The sequence below is a fragment of the Pseudomonas sp. WOUb67 genome (genome assembly GCF_050058005.1).
GTDB classification, from domain to species: Bacteria; Pseudomonadota; Gammaproteobacteria; order Pseudomonadales; family Pseudomonadaceae; genus Aquipseudomonas; species Aquipseudomonas putida_R.
Genome location: NZ_CP170112.1, coordinates 3,300,296 through 3,324,099 on the forward strand (window position 1 = coordinate 3,300,296; position 23,804 = coordinate 3,324,099).

10 protein-coding genes are annotated in these 23,804 nt (G+C 65.1%); 5 read left to right on the forward strand and 5 right to left on the reverse strand.

Annotated elements, in window-relative coordinates; genetic code table 11:
• Positions 1–63: 63 nt before the first annotated feature.
• The 3 genes from ABOC32_RS14805 to ABOC32_RS14815 all read right to left on the reverse strand — a co-directional run bounded on the left by ABOC32_RS14805 (position 64) and on the right by ABOC32_RS14815 (position 11,320).
• Complete coding sequence (locus ABOC32_RS14805; protein WP_426807715.1) at positions 64–8,736, reverse strand: GH36-type glycosyl hydrolase domain-containing protein; 8,673 nt, start codon at positions 8,734–8,736, stop codon at positions 64–66.
• Between the two features lie 153 nt (positions 8,737–8,889).
• Positions 8,890–9,978: a polyamine ABC transporter substrate-binding protein gene (locus ABOC32_RS14810; RefSeq protein WP_426807716.1), complete on the reverse strand. Its 1,089-nt coding sequence runs from the start codon at positions 9,976–9,978 to the stop codon at positions 8,890–8,892.
• Positions 9,979–10,018: 40 nt separating this feature from the next.
• Positions 10,019–11,320: an NAD(P)/FAD-dependent oxidoreductase gene (locus ABOC32_RS14815; protein WP_426807717.1), complete on the reverse strand. Its 1,302-nt coding sequence runs from the start codon at positions 11,318–11,320 to the stop codon at positions 10,019–10,021.
• 134 nt (positions 11,321–11,454) lie between these two features.
• Between ABOC32_RS14815 and ABOC32_RS14820 the strand changes: the two genes are divergently transcribed.
• Complete coding sequence (locus ABOC32_RS14820) at positions 11,455–12,393, forward strand: LysR substrate-binding domain-containing protein (protein WP_426807718.1); 939 nt, start codon at positions 11,455–11,457, stop codon at positions 12,391–12,393.
• Positions 12,394–12,425: 32 nt separating this feature from the next.
• Here ABOC32_RS14820 and ABOC32_RS14825 read toward each other — a convergent pair whose 3' ends face one another.
• Entirely contained in the window at positions 12,426–14,114 is a 1,689-nt protein-coding gene (locus ABOC32_RS14825; RefSeq protein ID WP_426807719.1) for a M24 family metallopeptidase, read from the reverse strand.
• Between the two features lie 79 nt (positions 14,115–14,193).
• On the opposite strand from ABOC32_RS14825, the gene ABOC32_RS14830 reads away from it, so the two are divergent.
• Positions 14,194–15,681 carry a PLP-dependent aminotransferase family protein gene (locus ABOC32_RS14830; RefSeq protein WP_426807720.1) on the forward strand — a complete coding sequence of 496 codons (1,488 nt, stop codon included), beginning with the start codon at positions 14,194–14,196 and terminating at the stop codon, positions 15,679–15,681.
• A gap of 139 nt (positions 15,682–15,820) precedes the next feature.
• On the opposite strand, the gene ABOC32_RS14835 is transcribed toward ABOC32_RS14830, so the two are convergent.
• Positions 15,821–17,062, reverse strand: coding sequence for a DUF1835 domain-containing protein (locus ABOC32_RS14835; protein ID WP_426807721.1), 1,242 nt, complete (start codon positions 17,060–17,062; stop codon positions 15,821–15,823).
• 226 nt (positions 17,063–17,288) lie between these two features.
• Between ABOC32_RS14835 and ABOC32_RS14840 the strand changes: the two genes are divergently transcribed.
• The 3 genes from ABOC32_RS14840 to mgtA all read left to right on the forward strand — a co-directional run bounded on the left by ABOC32_RS14840 (position 17,289) and on the right by mgtA (position 23,589).
• Entirely contained in the window at positions 17,289–18,179 is an 891-nt protein-coding gene (locus tag ABOC32_RS14840) for an alpha/beta fold hydrolase (protein WP_426807722.1), read from the forward strand.
• Positions 18,180–18,335: 156 nt separating this feature from the next.
• Positions 18,336–19,961: a methyl-accepting chemotaxis protein gene (locus ABOC32_RS14845; RefSeq protein ID WP_426807723.1), complete on the forward strand. Its 1,626-nt coding sequence runs from the start codon at positions 18,336–18,338 to the stop codon at positions 19,959–19,961.
• 913 nt (positions 19,962–20,874) lie between these two features.
• On the forward strand, positions 20,875–23,589 hold the full coding sequence (gene mgtA, locus ABOC32_RS14850; RefSeq protein WP_426807724.1) for a magnesium-translocating P-type ATPase: 2,715 nt from the start codon (positions 20,875–20,877) through the stop codon (positions 23,587–23,589).
• The last annotated feature ends 215 nt before the right edge of the window (positions 23,590–23,804 follow it).

The window sequence follows — 23,804 nt, forward strand, 5'->3', positions numbered from 1 at the left end:
CGGGGGACCATCGACGCAAGCGGCTGTCGGAACAAGACTAGCCTAGCGGGGCTCAGGCTTCCGTCAGCGCAGCCCCGGCGCGCCCAACGGTTCAGTGGGTCGGCAAGAAGCCACCCCGCACTGGGCGATGACGTCGTGCTCGCGCCCGTCATCCTTCAGCTGAAGCTTGGCTTCGGCCAGCCGTTCGCCGTCCAGGCTCAGGGTCAGCTCGTTGCGGTCGCTGTTGCGGACTTCGATGCGGTAACGGGCGCTACCAAAGCGGTAATGCAGGACATACCCCGGCCAGCCTGCCGGCAACAGCGGCTGCAGGCGCAGGGTGTCGCCACTGCGTTGCAGGCCCAGCAGGCTTTCGACGATCAAGCGGTACATCCAGCCGGCAGAACCGGTGTACCAGCTCCAGCCACCGCGCCCGGCGTGGGGCGCAAGCGCATAGACATCGGCGGCCATCACATAAGGTTCGACCTTGTAGGTATCGATCAGCGCGTCGCAGCCCTGGCGCACCGGGTTGATCAGGCGCAGCAGCTCCCAGGCCTTGTCGGCGTCGCTCAGGTGCGCGTAGGCCATGCTCGCCCAGATGGCCGCATGGGTGTACTGCCCACCGTTTTCACGCACGCCCGGCAGGTAGCCCTTGATGTAGCCAGGGTCTAGCTGGCCCTGGTCGAAGGGTGGGTCGAGCAGTTTGACGATGCCGATGTCGCGGCGTACCAGGTGGCTGTCCAGCGCCGCCATGGCCAGGCGGGCACGTTCGGGCGAAGCGACACCCGACAGCACCGCCCAGCTTTGCGCCAGTGAGTCGATCCGGCATTCCTGGTTGCTCGCCGACCCCAGTACCTGGCCATCGTCGAACCAGGCGCGGCGATACCAGCCGCCGTCCCAGGCGTGCGCTTCCAGTTGTTCGGCGAGTGCGGCGGCCCGGGTGGTGCAACGCAGCGCAAAGGCGCTGTCGCCCTGGCGCAGGGCCACGCAGCTGAATGCCCGCAGCACCTCGTGGCCGAAGAAGCCTAGCCACACACTTTCGCCTTGCCCTTGTTCGCCGACCCTGTTCATGCCGTCGTTCCAGTCGCCGCTGCCCATCAACGGCAGGCCGTGGGCGCCGCACTGCAGGGCGTGGGCGAGGGCTCGCTGACAATGCTGGTACAGGCTCTCGGTCAGGGGCGACTGGGCGGGCAGGTCGTAGTAGGACTCTTCACCGGGATTGAGCAGGCGCCCTTCCAGATAGCCGACCGGCTCATCAAGTACGGCGTAGTCCCCGGTGACCTCCACGTAGCGGCTGGCGGCCAGCGGCAGCCACAGCAGGTCGTCCGAGCAGCGGGTACGCACCCCGCGCTGCAGCGGTGGGTGCCACCAGTGCTGCACATCGCCTTCGGCATACTGATGCGCAGCACAGGCCAGCAGGTGTTGGCGCGCCGCAGCGGGGGCAGCATGGACCATGGCCATGCTGTCTTGCAGCTGGTCGCGAAAACCGATGGCTCCGCCGGACTGGTAGAAACCGCTGCGCGCCCAGAACCGGCAAGCGATCACCTGGTACATCAACCAGCCGTTGGCCAGCACGTCCAGTGCAGGTTCTGGCGTTTCGATCTGCACGGTATCGAGCGTGCGGCGCCAGTAGCTGTTGACCTTGTCGAGCTCGTCCATGGCGGCCTGCAGGCCCCGGTATTGCAGGACGCAGCGGGTGGCGGCGGTGGCGTCCCGGGCGGCGCCCAGGCGAAACACCACTTCGCGGCTTTCGCCGGGCTCCAGTTGCAGCGCCACTTGCAGTGCTGCGCACGGGTCCAGGCCTGCGCCGGTACGCCCCGACAGCCGTGCCTGGCGCATGCCCAAGGGCGCCTGGTAATCGCCGTTGCGCCCGAGGAATTCGCCGCGGTCACAGGTTTGGCCCTGCAACGGCAGGTCGCAATCGAGAAACGCCACCTGCGTTGAAAATTCCACGGCGTAGCTGTTGCGGGCAAACAGCGCGCCGCTCACCGGGTCGGTGTCGCTGACCACGTGCATGGCGGTTTTGCTGGGCAGATCGCCCAACACCCACTCGACGAAGCAGGTTACCGACAACCGGCGTACCCGCGCCGAGGTGTTGTGCAGTGTGAGCCGGCTGAACTTGACCGGGGCTTCCAGCGCCACATACACCCACAGTTCGCTGCGCAGGTCGTCATCGGCATATTCGAACACGCTGTAGCCAAAGCCATGGCGGGTGCGGTAACGGCCAGGGCCCGGGCAGGGTTGCGGGGTCGGTGACCAGTACTCGCCGCTGTCCTCGTCGCGCAGGTAGAAGGCTTCGCCGCTGGGGTCGATGACCGGGTCGTTGTGCCAGGGCGTCAAGCGGTACTCGTGGGCGTTCTCGTACCAGGTGTACGCGCTGCCGGCCTCGGAAACCACGCAGCCGAAATGTGGGTTGGCCAGGATGTTGACCCACGGCGCCGGTGGCGGTGTGCCGGGTATCAGCGGGATGACGTATTCGCGGCCGTCGGCACTGAACCCGCCATGGGCGTTGCCCAGCATCAGCGCCGGTTGCCCTGTTGGCAAACGGCTGGCAACTGCGGGCCGGCGCCTGGCCGGGTTGGCCTGGGGTGGCGGGGGGGCCGGTGGCTGGCGGCGCAGGTGCAGCTGTTCGGCCAGCGTGCCGAGGCTGTCGTTGAGCACCAGCCGCGCTACCGACAAGGTCAGCAGCCGGTCCTCGGCAGACAGTTGCTGCGCAGGCCTTACAAAGATGCCGCCCGGGCGGTCGAGCAGGGCCGCTTCGCTGCCGGAGGCGACGATGCCCATGATCAGCTCCTGCAGTTGCTGGCGATAACCGGCCTGGTCTTCGTTCCAGATCACCAGGTCAAGGGCCAGCCCCTTCTGGCGCCAGTAGGCATGGGCCAGCACCATCTGCTTGACCAGGTGGATGTTGGCCGGGTCAGCGATCTGTACCAGCACGATCGGCAGGTCACCTGACAACCCCTGGCCCCACAGGCCGGACTGGTTGCGCCGGTTGCTGCCCAGCAGCGCCGCGCTGGCTCGCAGGCTGGCATTGGGGTAGAGCACCGAGGCAGCCATCTGCTCGAACAGACGGGCGTCGGCCAGCGAACCATTGAGCTGGTGCAGCAGCACCTGGCTGTGCGGCCAGGCGAGGTCGAACACCCGGTCGGCCAGGTGCCGGTCGCGGTACTTGGCCACTTGCTGCAGGCATGCGTCGCGGCTGTCGGCAACGCCTGTGACCAGGTCGACCGTGGTTGCATGGCCGGGCATCAGGGTGATGCGGCAGCGAATGGCCACGATCGGGTCCAGCACGGCACCTGCGCTGTCGGACAACGCCTCGTTGTCCCGGTCCATGGCCGCCGGCCGCGCCAGGGTGCGCCCTCGGCCGATGAAGCGGGCACGGTCGGTTTCGTAGGACAGCGCCTCGATGTCGGCCCCGTGCACAGCGAGCACGTGGCACATCCACGGTACGGCGTCCTGCTGCGAGCGTGGCCGCCGCGTGCACAGAATGGCCTGTAGCGGGCGGATCAGTTCGGTCTGGATAAACAGCTTGCTGAAGGCCGGGTGCAGGGCATCGCTCAAGGCCGGTGCCAACACCACTTCGGCGTAGCTGGTCAGCTCCAGGGTACGGGGCTGGTCGCCATGGTTGGTCAGGTGCAGGCGCCGCAGTTCGATGTCGTCTTCGGGCGACACGGCAATTTCGGTATGGCAGTCGAAGTCGCGCTCGCGCACGCGAAACTCTGCACGGCCGTCGCTGAAGATCGCTTCCTGGTTTTTCGTGCGGTGCCGGGTCGGCTGGTAGGTGGTGGACCAGTAGGCGCCGCTGGCGACATCGCGCAGGTAGCAGAAGCTGCCCAGGTCGTCGCAGCTTGCGTCTTCGCGCCAGCGGGTCACCGCCAGCGTGTTGCGCTGGCTGTAGCCACTGCCCACATGGTTGACCATGACGTGATAACGGCCGTTGGACAGCAGTTGCACGGCCGGGTGGCGCCGGTTTGGCTCGCTGAACACCCGCAGCCGTGTTTCGTGGGTGCGTTCGACGGCCTCCACGGCCGGGGCCTGGAGGGTATGCAGGTAAGGTGCGGCGGTTTTCGGCACGCGCTCCTGAAGCAGCAGCATGCTGGCCTGGAACTGTGGGTCGCAGCTGAAGCGCCGTTGCATGGGCTTGTTCAGCAGCAATGCGGTCAGGGCCAGGAAACTCATGCCCTGATGGTGGGCCATGAAGGAACGGACCACCACGGCGTCCTGCCCGGGCGGCAGGCGTGCCTCGGTGTAGTCCACCGCCTCGTAGAGCCCGAAGCGGCCAGCCAGGCCGAGAGTGGCCAGACGCTGCAGGTTGTGACAGGCGGCAGCGGGCGCCACCATCAAGGCCAGTGCGCTGGCATACGGTGCCACCACGCGCTCTTCACCCAGGCCGCGCTTCAGGCCAAGCCCCGGGACGCCAAACGCCCGGTACTGATAGTTGAAATGCGCGTCTAGCGCGTTGTAGGCCGACTCCGAGACCCCCCAGGGCAAGCCCGACAGCTTGCCGTGTTCGATCTGCCGTTTGACGGCGGCATGGCAGGTCTGGTCGAGCAGGGTACCCTCGTAGTTCGGCATCACCAGCAGCGGCATCAGGTATTCGAACATAGAGCCGGACCAGGACAACAACACAGGCTCGCCGGCATTGCTGGTGAGCAGCCGGCCGAGGGCAAACCAGCTGGCCTGGGGCACCTGGCCCTGGGCGATGACGACGAAGTTGGTCAGGCGCATCTCCGATGCCAGCAGGTCGTAGAACGCGGCGTCCAGGCGGTGTTCGTCGGCGTTGTAGCCGATGGCGAACAGGTCGCGGTGGCTGTCGTACAGGAGGGTGAAGTCCATGCTGGCCAGGTCCTCGATATGGCTGGCCAGGGCGTGTGCCTGTGCGATGCGCTGGCGGGCAACCGCCCTGACGTTGGCCACCGCCAGGCGCTCGGCGGGCGGCCACTGGTCTGCGTCGAGCTGTGCCAGCTGGCGCCAGGTCAGCGGGGCTTGGGCGGGCTGATCGTTGCCAGGGGGTAATTGCAGCTGCTGCAGTTCGGCGCTCAGGTCCAGGCATTGCGCATGCAGGGCGTTCAGCCAGAACGCACAGTCGTCAGCAGCTTCTGTGCCGGGCGCCAAGGTAGCCGGTTGCGTGATCAGCGCCTGCAACTGATCCCGCAACATCGGCAGCAGCGTGGCGGATACGTTGCCCACCTGCTCATGGGCGTGCCACACCTGCTCGCGCAGGGCCGTGATCGGCTGGGCATCGGCGCTTGTGCGGGCATAGGCGTCCAGCAGCGTGTCGAAGGTGTCGAGCAACCCCTGGGTCAGTCGCCGGTCAAGCAGGGGCGTGTCGGCCATTTCCAGCAGGCCGGGCCTGAGCGTCAACAGCAGGGCGGCCAGGTTGCCGCTGTCCACGCTGGAGATATACAGCGGTGACAGCGGCTTGAGGGTCTGGGTGTCGTACCAGTTGTAGAAGTGCCCTTTGAAGCGTTCCAGGCGGGCCATGCTGTCGAGCATGCAGGCCAGGCGCTCGAACAGGCGACCCGCACTGAGGTAGCCGAAGTCATGGGCCGCGAGGTGCGAGAGCAGGGCCATGCCCATGTTGGTCGGTGAGGTACGGTGGGCGATGCTGGCGAAGGGCGGCATCTGGATGTTGTCGGGTGGCAGCCAGTTATCGTCAGGGCCGACGTAATTGTCGAAGAAGGCCCAGTTGGCGCGGGCGAGCCGATGCAGGAAGACCAGGTCTTCGGCACCGGGCATGAGCGCGGTCAGGTCACTCGGGCGGCTGAGCCACCAGGCCAGCGCAGGGCCGAGCAGCCACAACACAAGGACCGGCGAGGCAATCAGCAGTACAGCCGGCTGCATCGCCAAGGCACCGGTCAGCAGGGCCACCAAAGCCGGCTGCCCCCATTGCTCGCGGTACACCGCCTGCAGGGTATCTGCGCTGCTGCGTTCGTCCTCGCGTGAGGGGTTCCATTGCAGCAGGCGTTGTTTGCTGACGGCCAGCCGCCACAAGGTGCGGAAGATGGCGTCCAGGCTGTAGCAGGTTTCGAAGGGTAACCAGGCCAGTGAAAGGCCGGCACGCAAGAAAAAGGTGCCCGAGGTCCGTAAGGCTGCCAGCAGGTGGGCGTGCACCGGTACATCGGTGGGCTTGCCCAGCACCTCGAGCAGCGAATCCAGCACTGGGCGGGTCAGCAGCAAGGCCAGCAGGGCCAGCGTCCAGGTGAGCGGCGCGGCACTGGCCAGCCACCCCCACAGCAGCAGGGCCAGCAGTGCCGCCGGCTCCAGGCTGCGGCGCAGGTTGTCGAAAATCTTCCAGCGCGACAAGGCACTGAGCGGGCTTTGCACCAGGCCTTGGGTGCCGGTGTGCAGCCCGGGCACCAGCCACGGCAGCAGTTGCCAGTCGCCGCGTATCCAGCGGTGTCGGCGCTTGCTGTCGGCGCTGTAGCGGGCGGGGTAGGTTTCGAACAGTTGCACATCGCTGAGCAGGCCCGAGTGCGCGTAGCAGCCTTCGATCAGGTCATGGCTGAGTACACGGTTGTCGGCAAACCGGCCCTCCAGTGACTGCTCGAAGGCGTCCACCGCATAGATGCCTTTGCCAATGAAGGAGCCGCTGAGAAACAGGTCCTGATAAACGTCTGAAACCGCCCGTGTATAGGGGTCGACACCGGCATCGCTGCCAAACAGGCGTGCATAGCGCGAGCGTGACACGCTGGGCAGGCTGATGCCCACCCGTGGTTGCAGGATGGCGTAGCCTGCATGGATGCGTCCGGTGCGCGCGTCGAACCGTGGGCGGTTTAGTGGGTGCTGCATGGCACCGATGAATTGCTGGGCGGCGCCGCGCGGCAATTGGGTGTCGGTGTCCAGGGTGATCACGTAGCGCACGTGGCCGAGTGCTTGCAGGTCGCCGACAATACGCATGAAGCACCCGTGGCCGTGGCCGCGCAACACCGCGTTCAATTCGGCAAGCTTGCCGCGCTTGCGCTCACGGCCCATCCAGCAGCCCTCGGCGGCGTTCCATATGCGTGGCCGGTGAAACAGGAAAAAGCGCGCACCGGCAGGGCTTGGGTACTTGTGGTTGAGGCCCCGGATCCCTTCGCTGGCCAGGTCGAGCAGTGCCTCGTCTTCGGGCAGGCTTTGTTCACGGGCATCCATGAAGTCGCTGAGCAGGGCAAAGTGCAGGTGCTCGTCACGGTTGGCCAGGAAGCGTACTTCCAGCCCTTCGACCAGTTCTTCGACATCACCGGCGTTGGCCAGCAGGGTGGGCACCACCACCAGTGTGCGGGCGTCTGCGGGAATACCGGCCGTGTAGTCCAGCCGTGGCAGGAAGGAGGGCTTGACGGTCAAGGTCACCAGCCAGTTCACCAGGCCGATGGCCAGGCGGCTGGTGCTCAGCAGAACCGGCAGGGCCATGGCCGCCAGCACCGCCAAAGGCCAGCCCTCCAGGCCAATGGCGCGTATGAAGCCCCAGGCCAGCAGGCACGACAGCAGTGTCACTGGCAGCAGGTAGAACGTCAGCGGTGCCCGGTGCAGCAGGCGTTGCCAACGCTCGGCCAGCGGCACCCGCGCGGCCAGGTGCTGCTCCAGCAACGGCAGGCCGGCCCCCGCCAGGTAGAAGCCCACGTGCTCGGCCGGCTCACCCGGCGCGGCGCCTGCCGTTTGGGCCAGCTCGATGGCCGTGCGTGCCACGGCTGGTTCGCTGAATTTACTGTGGCGCGCAAGCCGCTCCACGCTGTGCCGGTAATAGTCACGGCTGGTGAAGTCCATGGCGGGGTAAATGGCGGCCGGGTCGCTGCGTAGGGTCTGTTCGACCAGGCTAAGGTGCTCGACGAACACCTTCCAGTCGATGGTCGACAGCAGGCGCAGGCTGCCGATGCTGTTGCTGATGGACACCTGGTCGATGGCCTGTTGCTGGGCATCAAGCTGCACATGGCGCTCGATGCTGCGCGCCGACTCGCTCAGCATCTGCTCCACCCACAGCAGCGGCTGGGTCAGCGAAGCGCTGTGGCCTTGCAGCCGCCGGGCCAGCTCGGCGACGAAGGCGGCGGTCATCGGCGGTTGCGAGCGGGCCATGTCGGCAACCACCAGGACCACGCTCTTGGCGTCGCGCTCGGCGGTTTCGCCAAGCTGGTCGGCCCAGACATTGGCCAGGTCGCGGTCCGCCCAGTTGGCCATGACCCGCGCCGCCACACGGCGCAGGTTTTCTATCAGGGCCAGGCGCAGCATGATGGGGATGGCCCACAGCTCGCCCAAGGTCAGGGTAGAGGCCTGCTGATAAGCCTCGACGAAACGGCTGAAGCTCTCGGCGTCGATGCGCCCGTCACCGTGGGAAATGGTCTCCAGGGCAATGTCATAGACACGCGGCAGGCCGGTCGAGGGGCCGTTGTCCAGCTGCGGCAACTGCAGGCTGTAGTTGGCCGGCAGGTCGTGCTTGGCAATGCGGATGTGGGTTTCGACCAGGTAAAAGTTGTCGAGCAACCACTGCGCGGCCGGTAACGCCGGGCGGGAGCCGGGCAGGGCGGCGGCGAGGGCGGTGCAACTGGTAGAGAGCATGCGCTCGTTGTCGGCCAGGCGGTCAAGCAGGGCGTCGTTGGCCGGTCGCTCGCTCAAGCGGTGCTGTTGGGCCAGCCGCAAGCCGTGCTCGGCCATCTGGTCGGCGTTGTACAGCTCCGAGCGCAGCAGGCTTTCATAGGTGAAGGTATGCCGGGGCGAACGCCAGCGCCCCGCTTGGGCGTACAGGCGTCGAAGGTAGCTGCGTGCGAGAAGCCAAGGGTTGTCCATGGTGTGCCGGGTTGCCGATCTGGCCTTCCAGCATTCAGTCTGCGGCGGTTGCCCTGGCAGCGTCTGTACGTTACCGAACAGACCCGCCATGCCCCTGCGCGCAACTGAATTGCTGCACACCATGCAGGGGCTGAAAGGGTTGTGCCTGTTACGTCACTTCCCGCTGGTCACTCGGGTCCACAGCCGGGTGCTCGCGCGCATCCCCGCCGGCGACAAGGTCTTGATCGGGAACAACGTATCGAGTACCGATTCAGGCGGGTAAACCGCCGGGTTGTCGCGCAGCTCAGGCGTGATGTACGCCAGCGCCGCCGCATTGCCGTTGGGGTACTTGACCGTATTGCTGATGTTGGCGATGACCTTCGGCTCCAGCAGGTAGTTCAGGTACGCATACCCGTTGTCCCGATGCGGTGCCCCCTTGGGCATCACCACCATGTCCACCGCCACCGTCGAGCCCTCGCGCGGAATGCTGTAGCCCACGTTCACCCCGTTGCCCGCTTGCTGTGCGCTACCCATGGCTTGCAGCACGTCGCCGCTGAAGCCGATGGCTACGCAGATGTTGCCATTGGCCAGGTCGCTGACGTACTTGGACTGGTGGAAATAGCTGATATAGGGCCGCACTGCCAGCAAGGCCGCCTCGGCTTTCTTCAGGTCCTCTGGCTTCTCGCTGTGCGGGTCCAGGCCCAGGGTCCTGAGCGTGATCGAGATGATCTGCGTCGGGTTGTCGAGGAACGCCACGCCGCACTGGCTCAGCTTCTGGATGTTCTCCGGCTTGAACAGCAGGCTCCAGGATTGCGTCACCTCGGTGCTGCCGAAGATGGCCTTGATCTTGTCGGCGTTGTAGCCGATGCCGGTGGTTACCCACATATACGGGATCGCATAGCGGTTGCCCGGGTCGCTCGCCTCCAGAATCTTCATCAGCTTCGGATCGAGGTTGTGCCAGGCGGGCAGCTTGCTGCGGTCCAGCTCTTCGATGGCGCCGGCCTTGATCAGTCGCGGCAGGAAGTGGTTGGACGGGCTTACCAGGTCGTAGCCACTGTTGCCGGTCATCAGCTTGGCTTCGGTGGTCTCATTGCTGTCGATCAGGTCGTAGGTGGTCTGGATGCCCGTGCGCCGGGTGAATTCGGCCAGGGTGTCGTCGGCGATGTAGCCGCTCCAGTTGGCAATGTTGACCCGTTCTTCGGCCTGCACTGCCGCAGCCAGCAATGCTGAGGACAACAGGGCCACGCAAGTGTGCTTGATCATGGGATAGCGCTCTTGTTTTTGTTTGCGAGGTAAATGAAAGTCAGCGTTCCAGCCGCGCGCGGCGTACTTCCCAGGCCATGCGCACCTTGGCGCCCAGGTCGAAGAACGGGCGGGGCGGCAGGTAGCCAGGGCTGGCCTGGGCCAGTACGTCGCCGAGCAAGGGCGAGTCGATGCCAAGTGCCATTTCGACCAGCAGGCGACCCCACAGGGTGCCGCGGGCAACGCCGGACCCATTGCAGCCGGCAACGGCATGCAGGCCGTCCGCGACCCGGGCGAAGTACGGCTCGCCCGTGCGGGTGCCGCTGAGGTGGCCGGTCCAGGTGTATTGCAGATCTTGCGCGGTGATGCCGGGGAAGCGCTTCTGCAACCCCTGCAGGTGTGCACCCTGGCGTACGGCCAGGCCACGGTTGTCGATGTCGTGGTGGCGGTATTCCACGGTGTTGCGGATCAGCAGGCGGCGCCCCGGCAGCAGGCGCAGGGTGCAGCCGCCCGGCAAGGTAGACAGCACGCCCCAGCCCTGTTCGTCGAACAGTTGCTGCCAGTGCGCGCCGGTCAGCGGGCGGGTGATGCTTGCACTCAGCTCCAGCGGGAAAGTGCCGCTGCGCTTGAGCCCGACCCTGGGCAGGAACGCACCGACACAGGCCAGTACCTGCCGGGCCTCGACCTCGCCAGCCTCGGTGCGGGCAGTCCAGCCCTCGCCAGGGCGACGGCGCAAGTCGGTCACAGCGCTTTGCTCGAACACTTGCACCTGTTCTGGCAGGCCGTCAGCCAGCCCTTTGACGTAGCGCGCCGGCTGCATCAGGCCGTTGCCGCCCGCACAATGGATGGCGCGTGAATAGAACGCGGTACCGAGGCGCCGTTGCAGCGCTTCACCCTCGTGGTAGCTTGCCTGGGCACCCACTGCACGCAGGGTTTCCAGTGCCTGCTCGGCCTGCTGCAAATGGGCAGGCTCGTGTACCGCGAAGTGGTAGCCGTGGTCGCTGAACTCGCAGTCGATAGCCAGCGCCTGGATTTGCTGGCGCACTTCATTTCCTGCCGCGACACCGATCCGCGAGGCGACCTGATAGGCGGAAAAACCTGCTGTACCGATCAGTTCGCCAGCACCTGGCAATTCATGGCTGACCACGAAGCCAGAGTTGCGCGCCGAGGCGCCCTGGGCAACCCGCTGGCGCTCCAGCAGCACGATCCGCTGCGACGGAAAACGGCGGGCCAGGGCGTGGGCTGCGGATAGGCCGGTAATGCCGCCGCCGATGATCAGCCAATCGGCCTTGTGGGTGCCTTGCAGGCGCGGCCGCTGCGGTGCTTCACCGGCCAGCGCAATCCAGCCACAGTGGTTGTTCATTGCGTGTCACTCCTTCAGTATCGATGCACAGGCGTTATTGGCTATTGCCCGCGAAAGCGCGTCTTGGCTCCAATCTACGAGGACCAAAGCGCAATTTCTAACGCTAATAATTCATTCATCCATTCGGAATTTGCATGGATAAGAACCTTCGTGTGCCATCGCTCCAGGCGTTGCAGGCCCTGGTCCGGGTAGCCGACACCAGCAACTTCACCGAGGCTGCACGCCAGTTGCACCTGACCCAAAGCGCCATCAGCCGGCAGATCCAGCAACTGGAGGAGCATTTCCAGACCACGTTGTTCGACCGCACCAGCCGCAAGGTCGCGCTGACCGCCCATGGGCGCGAGGTGTACGGGGTGGCAAAGGGCATGCTGCAAACCCTCCGCACGCTGGAGGAAAAGCTGGCACCGACGCCACTGGACCGGCCGTTCCGCGTGCGCATGTTCGTGTCGCTGGCAGTACGCTGGCTGTTGCCGCGGCTTACCTCGTTCTACGCGCTAAACCCAGGCCTGACCCTGTCGATTGAAACGGTCGGCGGCGACCTGGTAGACACCGGCGGCGACTGCGACGCGTATGTGCTGTACCTGCCGGGCGGCCTGGACGAACGCCCGTTGACGCCGCTGTTCGACGAGTACCTGATCCCGGTCTGCGCCCCTGTGCTGGGCGAAGGCCGCGCCCCGCCCAAGTGTGCGGCGGAGCTCGTCGACCATGCGCTGATCCACGGCTCCACTTCGCGCTACGAATGGAACCTGTGGCTCAAGGCCCAACAGGTTCCAGCCGAGCACAAGTATCAGGACCTGTTGTTCAACCTTGACGACCTGGCACTGGATGCTGCGACCCGAGGCATGGGCATTGCCATGACCGACCGAATGCTGGCCCACGATGCGCTGGTGCGCGGCGACCTGGTGGTGCCGTTCGGCGAGGCGCTGAAGACAGGGGGTGTATATGCCCTGTGGTTACGGGACAGCGGCGTTGCCCACCCCGCGTGCCAAGCCGTGCTGAAGTGGTTCGAGCAGCAGGTGGAGCAGACCGTGCTGCAAGAACAGCGGCCCCGGCAAAATCAGCCGCGAGGCTGAAAGCCGGGCACCGATTTGTTGCCTTTTCTCAGTTAAGCCGCCCTGGCCACGGCCGGCTTGCCTTCACCGATCAGGATGTCTTCGAAAAACGCCCCGACCGGCTCGGTGGGGTGGCACAGCTGTATTTCCAGCACCCACACCACCTCGCTCGGGACGATTTCCACCTCGGCCAGTTTGTCCTGCCCATACAGCACATGCGGGAAGTCGGCGATGCGATGGCCGGCCAGGTTGCGCTCCAGCTGCCAGCCTTTGGCCTGGGCACTGCGCTCGGCGAAGTCATACAACTCGCGCCCGGTCAGCCCGCGGCCCCAGGCCTCGCGGGTTTCGTCGAACACTTCGTGCAGTGCCTTGACGCAAGCGTGGTGCAGGTCGCGCTGGCCAAACACGAAGGTGTCGCCATAGTCGCCTTCGTAGCCATCCCATACCGGGCCGACGTCGACCACGACAATATCCGTAGTACGTAATACACGTTGCAGGTCGATGCCTTGCCGCGGTGTACGCACGGTGTCGTCGCCGAAGCGGATGTAGGTGGGATGCCAGGTGTGGGACGCGCCCATTGCCTGCAAGGTTTGCGCAGCCATCTCCAGTGCCTGGGCGGTGGTCATGCCGACGCGCAGTTGGCTGGCGATCGCGGCCACGGAGCGCACTGACTGCTCGCGTGCAGCGAGCATGCCGTCCAGCGAGTAGCGCGGGCCGACTTTTTCCAGCTCTGGGTGCAGGGTGTTGGCGGTTGCAGCCTGGGGCGCCAGTGCGCCGCTGGCGACAAAGGCCTCCGCGACAAAGCGGTGGGGTTGCACGCCGGCGGCAAGGCACAGTTCGCGGGCCTGGCTGATCATTGCGGCATTGCCGCAGGCATAGACCTGGGTATCGGCCCACTGATGCGCCTGGCCCAGCGCCACCTGCTGCACGCGTGCCTCCGCCGAAAGAACCGGGTGCCAGCAGAAGTGTGGGTGTTCGCGGCTGGCCTGCTCGAGAAACGCTCGGTCATAGAAGTCCGCCGTCGACGTACCACCCCAGTACAGCTTGACCTCGGCACCGCGGGCCAGGGCTGTCAGCAACAAGGGCTTGATGCCGGCGTAACCGGTGCCGGTGGCAAACAGCACCACTGGGCGTTGGTCTTCATGCTGCCAGGTGCAGGCGCCGACCGGCCCCTCAAGGTTCAGTACGGCACCTGCTTGCAGGGTGGGCAGCAGGCCTTCGGTGAACACGCCGCCGCTGACCTTGCGGATGTGAAACACCAGTTGGCCCTGGTCCTGAACGGGCAGGTTGGCGATGGAGAAGCAGCGACTGTCACCGTTGTCGAGCTGGAACCTCACGTATTGGCCTGCCCGCACTTCCAGCGGTTGAGCCGGTTGCAGCACCAGCTCGACGATATCTGCACTCAGCTCGCGCTGGCTGTGAACCTGCGCCTGGAACGCCAGTGCCGGGGCGTCCAGGGACCAGCCAGGGATCTCCAGGCGCATGTCACCGCAGGCGTGGCTCTGGCACAGCAGCATCTCGTCGGCGGCCAGGGGGTAGGAGGGCGCGGGGGTGTCTGCATCCCGTTGCTTGTCCTGATACTGCCCAGACATTACTTTCACCTTGCAGGACCCGCAGGCGCCTCGGCGGCAGGAGAAGGGTACCGGCAGGCCGCTGGCGAGCATGGCATCGAGCAGCAACTCCTGGCTGGCTTCGAAGGTTTTGCCCGAGGGCGACAATTCGATGACGTGGCGGCTTTGCATGAACACCTCGGGGGCAAATGGAGGCTCGATTGTTGCTATAGTCCAGGACCAGCAGAACCTCCAGTTTTGGATAATTCACATGGTCCAGCTTCGCAAGTGGCAGCCGCTGCTCAAGCTTGATGGGGCGCAGGCTTCGTACCGGCAGATCGTCGAGGGGCTGGTGGCCGCGATCAGCGAGGGCCGCCTGCGCCCTGGCACGCCGCTGCCGGGCACGCGGGAGATGGCGCAACTGCTGAACGTCAACCGCAAGACGGTGATCCTCGCCTACGAGGAAGCCGAGACCAAAGGCTGGCTGCAGAGCGTGCAGCGCCGGGGCACTTTCGTCAGCCAGCAGCTGGCGGCCGGTACACCCAACGAGCCTGCTACCACGGGCCCCTTCGCCCTGGCGTTACCCGAGGAGCCCGCCGTTGCCTACTTCGAGGCGAACGAACGGGCTGCAGCGCAGCAGGGGCGGCCAGGGGCCTTGTTCTTCGACAACGGCGCCTGTGACCACCGGCTGTTGCCCCAGGCAGTTCTGCATCGCTATTACCGCAATGCTTTGCGCAGCAGCTTTACCAGCAACAGCGTGCGCCATGGCAGCGATTGCAGCAGCCTCTACCTGCGCGCCGCCCTGGCCGACATGCTAAGGCACAATCGCAGCCTGAACGTTGGCGCCGAGCATATCTGCCTGACCCAGGGCGTGCAGATGTCGCTGTCCCTGTTGGCCAGCGTGTTGCTCAAGCCGGGGGATGCCGTGCTGGTCGAGCGCCTGAGCTATCCGCCGGCGTGGGAGATTTTCCGTCAGCTGGGTGCCCGGCTGGTGACCGTGGACCTGGACCATGAGGGTTGCCGGGTCGACCAGATCGATGCCCTGTGCCGGCAGCACAAGGTGCGGATGATGTACATCACGCCCCATCACCAGTTTCCGACCACGGTCAGCTTGCCAGCCGGGCGCCGACAGCAGTTGCTGGAGCTGGCGCGGCAGCACGACTTCTGCGTGGTCGAGGAGGACTACGACTACGAATACCACTTTTCCGGGCGGCCCTATCTGCCTTTGGCCAGCGACCGCCAGCAGCGGCATGTGATTTACATCGGCACACTGTCCAAGCCCCTGGGCAGCACGTTCCGGTGCAGCTATATCGTCGCGCCGGTGGAGGTGACAGCAGTGCTTGAGCGCAGGGCGACGCTGACCCTGGGGCAGGGCGATGCGGTGATGCAACGGATGCTGGCGGACTTGATCAACGATGGTGAGCTGAAGAAGCACTTGCGCCGGGTCAACCGCGAGTACCGTCGGCGCCGGGAGACCCTGCTGGCTTGCCTGCACGATGCGTTTGGCGAGCAGATTACCGTGCAGGAACCGGAAGGCGGGTTGGCGCTGTGGGTGCGGTTTGCCGACGCGATCAATGTGGACCAGTTGGTAGCCAAGGCGCTGGAGCTGGACCTGGTAGTACGCAGCGGTCGGCAGTTCTCGCCGTTTGGGCATGCCGAGAATGCCTTGCGCCTGGGGTTTGCTTCGCTGGATGTGGAGGAGATCCGGCAGGCCACGCAGCGTTTGGCACAGGCGTGGAGGGCTATTGCCGCGGGATAAGATAAAGGTGTATGCCCGAATGGGGGCCCTGTGGGAGCGGGTTTACCCGCGAACACCGGCATAGCCGGTGCCATACACCGAGTCGCCTTCTTCGCGGGTAAACCCGCTCCCACAGGGACTTGCTATCCCTACGGAATCATCAACGCCGCCACACCTCGCCTTGTTCGGTCACTACCCAAGGCCTGTCAGCCGCATCCACCCGCACCCCGCCGACCCAACGCTGTGCAGGCTTGTGATCAAGCCAGTGCGCCTTGCCTGCAATCACCTGCTCGGCAAGCGGGGTTAGCCGCAGCGGTCGCTGCGCCCAGGCCTCGCCCGGGCCTTCCAGCAGCAACGGCTGTGGCGCATGGATCAACGGTTGCAGCAGCACATGGAACATCATGTCACCGAGGTAGGGCAGGGGTTCATCCTGCATCATCAACTGGCCAAATACGCGGCCGGCCGCTAGCTCGCCGCGTGAAGCCAGCACACGCAGCAGCAGGCGTTCGGTGAGGCTCAATCCATCTTGCGCCCCCGGCAGTTCCTGCAGCTGGCGCGCCAATGCCCAGCCCAGCAACGGCAAGGCCGGGTGCTGGCGGCCAGCCAGCCTGGCCCAGGCCTGTGGATCCGCTGCGGTGTAGGCTGCCCATGCCTCGCGGGCCAGGGCCAGTGCATCCTCACCCAGTGCGCGACGTTGCGGCCACAGCCAGGCCAGCAGGTCGGGGGCCAGTTGCCCGATGCCGATGAAACGCTCGATCCCGGGCACCTGATCAATCTCGATCAGCTCCAGCCGACGCGGCAGGCAGGGCAGGCTGGCCAGCACGCGAACCAGGAACAGCTGGTCGTATGCGTCGGCCTCGCACCACAGCACAATTTCACTGTCGCGGTTCAGCCCGGCCAGTGCTTTGCGCTGCGCCGTTTGGCGCTGCTCAAGGTCGTGGGTGCTCAGCTTGAACGCCTGTTGCACGTAGGCGCTTCGCACCTGCCAGTACTGTTCATCGGGCAGTGCCGGTACGGGCCCCATGACCATGGGGTCGTCGAACATCTGGAAGGCGCCGGCAAACCCGGCGGTGCGCAAGCTGTGGGCGATGTCGTTACCGCAGCGCCAGTGCTGCGCGCTGGCCTCGTCATCGGCGGAAAACCCGGGGTGGCGTGCTGCGAAAGCCACGGCGTCGGCATGGGCCTTGAGCCTGGGCCAGCTGGAAAAGCCGGCCTCGCGGGCCACCAGCCATTGGGTATCGGCAAGCCGGTAGTCGGGGCCGGGAAGGCCAAGCGCGCGCAATTGCTCGCGGGCGTCGTCGGCTTGGTGGTTTTTCAGTTCGGCCAGCAAGCGCTTGGCGCGTTTGCGCAAGGCGGGCAGGTCGAGCAGGCCGTGGTGGCGGGAAGCATTTATGGCGGGCATGCCAACTCCTTTGGGGCTCGGTCCGCCGACAAGCCGGGAGCTGGTGTGGAAATGTTGTGACGCATGGCTCGGGCAACCCCTTCGCGCGGACCGCAGGCGCAGCCGGCGCCCAGGCCCCGACTTTAACGGTGCAGCACAGCGGGTTGCAAACGATAGTTTTCCCATGGGTTGCCGTGGGCCTTATAGTGGCGGGCTTTTCTCCGTTGAAGTCAAAGGAATGGCGACCATGCGCATACGCACCCTGCTTGCAGCAATCGGCACCAGCTTGTCGCTGGGCTCGGCATTGGCTGCGCCAAGCCAGCCAGTGCCTGTGGCTGACGAACGTATTTCGGTAAAGGTCGAGGGCACCGGGCCGGACGTCATCCTGATCCCCGGGCTGGCCTCATCCCGTGAGGTTTGGGCGGGGCTCGCCAGCACACTGCGCCAACAGCATCGCCTGCACCTGGTGCAGGTTGCAGGCTTTGCCGGTCCGCCTGCTGTGGCCCCTGTGGACGGGCGCGTGGCCGCCCCGGTGGCCGAGGCGGTTGCAGACTATATCCGCAGCCAGCACCTGAAGGCGCCGGCCATCATTGGCCATTCGCTGGGCGGCGAGGTCGCGCTGATGCTTGGCGCACGCCACCCCGAGCGGGTAGGGCGGCTGATCGTTGTCGACGCGCTGCCGTTCTACACGTTACTGATCAACCCCATGGCGACCGCCGAAGCGGCTGCACCGCAGGCTGCGGCATTCCGGGATGCAATGCTGGCGGCCCCGCCAGCCCAGGCCGAAGCGATGCAGCGTACCGCCATCGACCGGCTGGCCAAGACGGCTGAGGCCAGGCCTGCGTTGGTCGAGGCGGCGCTGCGTTCAGACCGCAAGGCTGTAGCCGACGCCACCTATGAACTGATGACTACCGACCTGCGCCCGGAACTGGCCCGTATCCAGGCGCCGGTGGAGGTCGTGTACGCCTATGACCCGTTGTTTGGCATACCCGCTGCCAGCGTTGATGCATTGTTCGCCAACGCCTATGCCGGCACACCGCATATCAGCTTCAAGCGCATAGATGGCAGCTTCCACTTCATCATGCTGGACCAACCACAGGCGTTCGCCGAGGCGGTCGTCGACGTCCTCGGCCGCTGAGGCAGGCCGTGGCGAGGCCTGCGGCCGGCAACATCTGTTCGGTTACCGCCCATAACCGCCTCCCTGCGCCTCAAGCCTGCGCCGGCACCTCCGATAGCAGCACACCCACCGTCGAATCTCGACCAGAAGTGGTGCCAACAAAGGAGTACTGCCCGCATGCTTGCCAACCTGAAGATACGTACCGGAATGTTCTGGGTGCTGTCGTTGTTCAGCCTGACCCTGCTGTTTTCCACCATCAGCGCCTGGCGGGCAGCAGTGGGCAGCGACCAGCAGATCACCGAACTGGACCAGACCGCGCACCAGTCGGACCGGTTGAACAACGCGTTGCTGATGGCAATTCGTTCCAGTGCCAATGTGTCCTCGGGCTTCATCGAGCAGTTGGGTGGCCATGACGAGAGTGCAGCCAAGCGCATGGCGCTGTCGGTCGAGCTGAACGACAAGAGCCAGAAGCTGGTCGACGAATTTGTCGAAAACGCGCGTGAGCCAGCCCTTCGGCCCTTGGCAATCGAACTGCAGGCTACCTTTGCCGAATACGCCAAGGCGGTGGCCGGGCAGCGTGAGGCAACCCGCCAGCGCTCGCTGGAGCAGTACTTCAAGGTCAACAGCGACGCCGGCAATGCCATGGGCCGGTTGCAAGCGTTGCGTCAGCAACTGGTGGGCGCACTGAGCGAGCGTGGCCAGCAGATCATGCTTGAGTCTGATCGGCGTCTGGCCCGCGCCCAACTGCTGAGTCTGGGGCTGCTGGCGGTGACGTTGGTGCTGGCGGCGCTGTGCTGGGCTTTCATTGCCCAGCGTGTTTTGCACCCGCTGCGCGAAGCCGGTCGGCATTTCCAGCGTATTGCCGGTGGCGACCTCAGCGTGCCGGTGCAGGGGCAGGGCAACAACGAGATCGGCCAGCTGTTCCACGAACTGCAGCGTATGCAGCAGAGCCAGCGTGACACCCTGGGGCAGATCAACCACTGTGCCCGGCAGCTGGATGCAGCCGCTACCGCGTTGAACGCGGTCACCGAAGAAAGCGCCAACAACCTCCGCCAGCAGGGGCAGGAGCTGGAGCAGGCAGCCACCGCCGTGACCGAAATGACCACGGCCGTGGAGGAGGTTGCGCGCAACGCCATCACCACGTCGCAAACCACCAGCGAGTCCAACCAGCTGGCCGCGCAAAGCCGCCAGCAAGTCAGCGACAACATCGATGGCACCGAGGCCATGACCCGCGAGATCCAGACCAGCAGTGCGCACCTGGAGCAACTGGTCGGGCAGGTGCGGGATATCGGCAAGGTACTGGAAGTGATCCGCTCGGTGTCCGAGCAAACCAACCTGCTGGCGCTCAATGCTGCCATCGAGGCCGCCCGTGCCGGTGAGGCCGGGCGCGGCTTTGCGGTGGTGGCGGATGAAGTGCGCACGCTGGCCTACCGCACGCAACAGTCGACCCAGGAAATCGAACAGATGATCGGCCGCGTACAGGCGGGCACCGAAGCGGCGGTGGCTTCGATGCAGGCCAGCACCAACCGCGCCCAGTCGACCCTGGACGTGACCCTGGCCTCCGGGCAGGTGCTGGAAGGTATCTACAGTGCGATCGGCGAAATCAACGAGCGCAACCTGGTCATTGCCAGTGCGGCCGAAGAGCAGGCTCAGGTGGCGCGGGAAGTGGACCGCAACCTGCTGAACATCCGCGAGCTGTCGATCAATTCGGCGACGGGCGCGCAGCAGACCAGCGAAGCGAGCAAGGCGATGTCGGGGCTGGTGGGCGAGATGACGGCATTGGTGGGCCGGTTCAGGGTTTGAGGTCCGGCGGGCGACGAGCCCGCACCTGGCCGGTTGTCGCGGTCAACTGTAGGAGCGGCCTTGTGTCGCGATGGGCTGCAAAGCAGCCCCGGCAATTTGTGTTTCTGTGCTGAAATCCCGGGGCTGCTCTGCAGCCCATCGCGACACAAGGCCGCTCCTACAAGGGGCAGTGCAAGCCTGAAGGAAAGAGGAAACATTAAAATACGGTGAAACTTATTTAAAGTTCCCCTTGCTGGTTGACTTCGATACTACGCTTGCATAAAGTTCGATCGCCCCGAGAAAGGGCCTTTTTTCCCTTCACTGAAGAATTCAATGGACACAGTATCTAGTCGCTGCCTGACCGCCGCCGTATGGCCCGGTCAGGCACTTGAACCGGAACACCGGTCCCGACACCCTGGTCGGGCAAGCCGCGCCAGAGCCTGATGCTCCGCCGTGACTTGCCGCCGCCGGTGTCCGCCGGTTGGAGGCAAGCTCATGAACCTTACTTCATTCGTATCACATCGCCTGCTCGCCTGCCTTGCGCCGCAGCAGGCCCGTGCCCGGCCGCCCCGCCTGCATGGGTACCCTGACGACAGCCAGGAGCCCCCCAGTAGATGCGGGCCGCTGGCGTGTCTTCATGCCCGCTTGAGCCGCCAGACTTCTCGCTGAATACAAGATATTGAACGGTATCTTTGCTCTCGAACTTTTTAAATTAAAAGTTCACGGGTAACTATTGCCCGGTATTTATCAACAGGAATCAAACCATGGATTGCGCGAGTAGAAAGTTCGCTGCCGAAACAACTTCCGACCCTCGGCAGCGGACAGACAACTGTCGGACAACCCGAGTATTTTTCTGCGACCCGACATGCCTTCGTTCACCGCCTGAGTGAAACGTCTGTGTGTCGTGCCGCCGCAGCGGCAGGAGCACAGCAACATGACTGTCAAACACCGCAACACCTCATCGGCCAAGGCCGAACGTGAAACCCGCCTATCTACCCGCGCTGCCCGTGAAGCGCGCAATGGCCTGGCCGTTACCCTCGCCAACCTTGATGCCAGCGAACACGGTCTGACCGAGCACGAGGCTGCCAAGCGCCTGGAGCGCGATGGGGCCAACCAGGTCGCCCACGACCCGCAACCCCACGCCCTGGTGCAATTGCTCAAGGCCCTGCACAACCCGTTCATCTATGTACTGCTGACCCTGGCCGGGATCAGCTTCGTCACCGACTACTGGCTGCCGGTCAGCGCCGGCGAAACGGACGACGCCGACCTGACCAAGGTCATCATCATCATGACCATGGTCAGCCTCAGCAGCCTGCTGCGCTTCTGGCAGGAATACCGCTCGAACAAGGCCGCCGACGCGCTCAAGGCCATGGTGCGCACCACCGCCACCGTACTGCGCCGCGAGCAGGTCGGGCAGGCCCCGCGCCTGCGCGAAGTGCCCATGGACGAACTGGTGGCCGGCGACATCGTGCAGCTTTCTGCAGGCGACATGATCCCCGCCGACATTCGCCTGCTCGAATCGCGCGACCTGTTCATCAGTCAGGCAGTGCTCACCGGCGAAGCGCTGCCGGTCGAGAAGTACGACACCTTGGGCAATGTCGCGCAGAAGTCTGCCACCGGGCATGGCGCTGACCAGGGCAACCTGCTTGAGCTGCCGAACATCTGCTTCATGGGCACCAACGTGGTCAGCGGCCGCGCCCGCGCCGTGGTGGTCGCCACCGGCCGGCGCACCTACTTCGGCTCGCTGGCCAAAGCCATTGCCGGCTCGCGCAGCCAGACCGCCTTCGACCGCGGTGTGAACAGCGTCAGCAGCCTGCTGATCCGCTTCATGCTGGTGATGGTGCCGGTGGTGTTCATGATCAACGGTGTGGTCAAGGGCGACTGGGGTGATGCCTTCCTCTTCGCGCTTGCCGTGGCAGTGGGCCTGACCCCGGAAATGCTGCCGATGATCGTCAGCGCCAACCTGGCCAAGGGCGCCGTGGCCATGGCCCGGCGCAAGGTGGTGGTCAAGCGCCTGAACGCCATCCAGAACCTGGGCTCCATGGACGTACTGTGCACCGACAAGACCGGCACGCTCACCCAGGACCGGATCATCCTCGAACACCACGTGCGCTCCGACGGCCAGCGCGACCGGCATATCCTTGAACTGGCCTGGCTCAACAGCCATCACCAGAGCGGCATCCGCAACCTGATGGACCAGGCCGTGCTGCATTTCGCGGGTCAGGACCGTGAGTTCCAGGTGCCCTATGCCTATGCAAAAGTCGATGAACTGCCGTTCGATTTCATCCGCCGTCGCCTGTCGGTGGTGGTGAAGAACGCCTTGGGTGATCACCTGCTGGTCAGCAAGGGTGCGGTCGAGGAAATGCTCGCCATCGCCACCCATGTGCAGGAAGGCGACAGCGTCGTTGTCCTGGACCCGCGCCGCCGCCAGCAGCTTCTGGCCAGCGCCGATGCCTACAACCAGGACGGCTTCCGTGTGCTGGTGGTCGCCACCCGCGAGATCCCGGCGGCCGAAGGCAAGGCGCAGTACCACACCGACGATGAGCGCGACCTGGTCATCCAGGGTTTCCTGACCTTCCTCGACCCACCCAAGGAAACTGCCGGCCCGGCCATCGCCGCCCTGCGCGACATGGGCGTGCGGGTGAAGGTGCTGACCGGCGACAACCCGGTGGTTACCTGCAAGGTCTGCCGTGAAGTGGGCCTGGAGCCAGGCCTGCCACTGCTCGGCCAGGACATCGAGCGCATGGACGACACCACCCTGAAGCTTCAGGTCGAGGAACGCACGGTCTTTGCCAAGCTCACCCCGCTGCAGAAATCACGCGTGCTCAAGGCCCTGCAGGCCAATGGTCACACGGTGGGCTTCCTCGGCGACGGCATCAACGACGCCGCAGCCCTGCGCGATGCCGATGTCGGTATCTCGGTGGACAGCGGCACCGACATCGCCAAGGAGTCGGCCGATATCATCCTGCTGGAAAAGAGCCTGATGGTGCTGGAGGAGGGGGTGCTCAAAGGCCGCGAAACCTTCGGCAACATCATGAAGTACCTGTGCATGACTGCCAGTTCCAACTTCGGCAATGTGTTCTCGGTTTTGGTGGCCAGTGCGTTCATTCCGTTCCTGCCGATGCTGGCGATTCACCTGCTGCTGCAGAACCTGATGTACGACTTCTCCCAGCTGTCGCTGCCGTGGGACCGCATGGACAAGGAGTTCCTCAGCAAACCACGCAAATGGGATGCCCGCAACATCGGCCGCTTCATGCTGTGGATCGGCCCGACGTCGTCGATCTTCGACATCACCACCTTTGCCCTGATGTGGTACGTGTTCGCTGCCAACAGCGTCGAGATGCAGGCGCTGTTCCAGTCTGGCTGGTTCATCGAAGGGTTGCTGTCGCAGACCTTGGTGGTACACATGCTGCGTACTCGCAAGGTGCCGTTCTTCCAGAGCACCGCTGCGCTGCCGGTGGTGCTGGCAACGGGACTGGTGATGGCATTGGGCATCTACATCCCGTTCTCGCCGGTGGGCGCGATGGTCGGCCTGGTGCCGTTGCCATGGGAATACTTCCCTTGGCTGGTTGCTACGCTGCTGGGTTATTGCGTGGTCGCGCAAGCGATGAAGACCCTCTACATCCGCCGCTTCGGGCAGTGGTTCTGAGCCCTGCAAGGTGGCACGGGCTTCGCCCGTGAGCCTGAAGCTGGCGCTGGTCCTGTGGCAGCGGGTTCACCCGCGAAGAATCCAACGCAGGGTATGGCACCGGCTTCGCCGGTGTTCGCGGCTAAAGCCGCTCCCACAGGTGCAGCGCAAGCCTGAAGCCGGCCCGGTACCTGTGGGAGCGGGTTCACCCGCGAAGCATCCAGCGCGGTGTATGG

Bases quoted from the DNA above. Each gene is read 5' to 3' on its own strand.
- ABOC32_RS14805 (WP_426807715.1), bottom strand. From the start codon at position 8,736: ATGGACAACCCTTGGCTTCTCGCACGCAGCTACCTTCGACGCCTGTAC.
- ABOC32_RS14840 (WP_426807722.1), top strand. From the start codon at position 17,289: ATGCGCATACGCACCCTGCTTGCAGCAATCGGCACCAGCTTGTCGCTG.
- mgtA (WP_426807724.1), top strand. From the start codon at position 20,875: ATGACTGTCAAACACCGCAACACCTCATCGGCCAAGGCCGAACGTGAA.
- ABOC32_RS14845 (WP_426807723.1), top strand. From the start codon at position 18,336: ATGCTTGCCAACCTGAAGATACGTACCGGAATGTTCTGGGTGCTGTCG.
- ABOC32_RS14825 (WP_426807719.1), bottom strand. From the start codon at position 14,114: ATGCAAAGCCGCCACGTCATCGAATTGTCGCCCTCGGGCAAAACCTTC.
- ABOC32_RS14815 (WP_426807717.1), bottom strand. From the start codon at position 11,320: ATGAACAACCACTGTGGCTGGATTGCGCTGGCCGGTGAAGCACCGCAG.
- ABOC32_RS14830 (WP_426807720.1), top strand. From the start codon at position 14,194: ATGGTCCAGCTTCGCAAGTGGCAGCCGCTGCTCAAGCTTGATGGGGCG.
- ABOC32_RS14810 (WP_426807716.1), bottom strand. From the start codon at position 9,978: ATGATCAAGCACACTTGCGTGGCCCTGTTGTCCTCAGCATTGCTGGCT.
- ABOC32_RS14820 (WP_426807718.1), top strand. From the start codon at position 11,455: ATGGATAAGAACCTTCGTGTGCCATCGCTCCAGGCGTTGCAGGCCCTG.
- ABOC32_RS14835 (WP_426807721.1), bottom strand. From the start codon at position 17,062: ATGCCCGCCATAAATGCTTCCCGCCACCACGGCCTGCTCGACCTGCCC.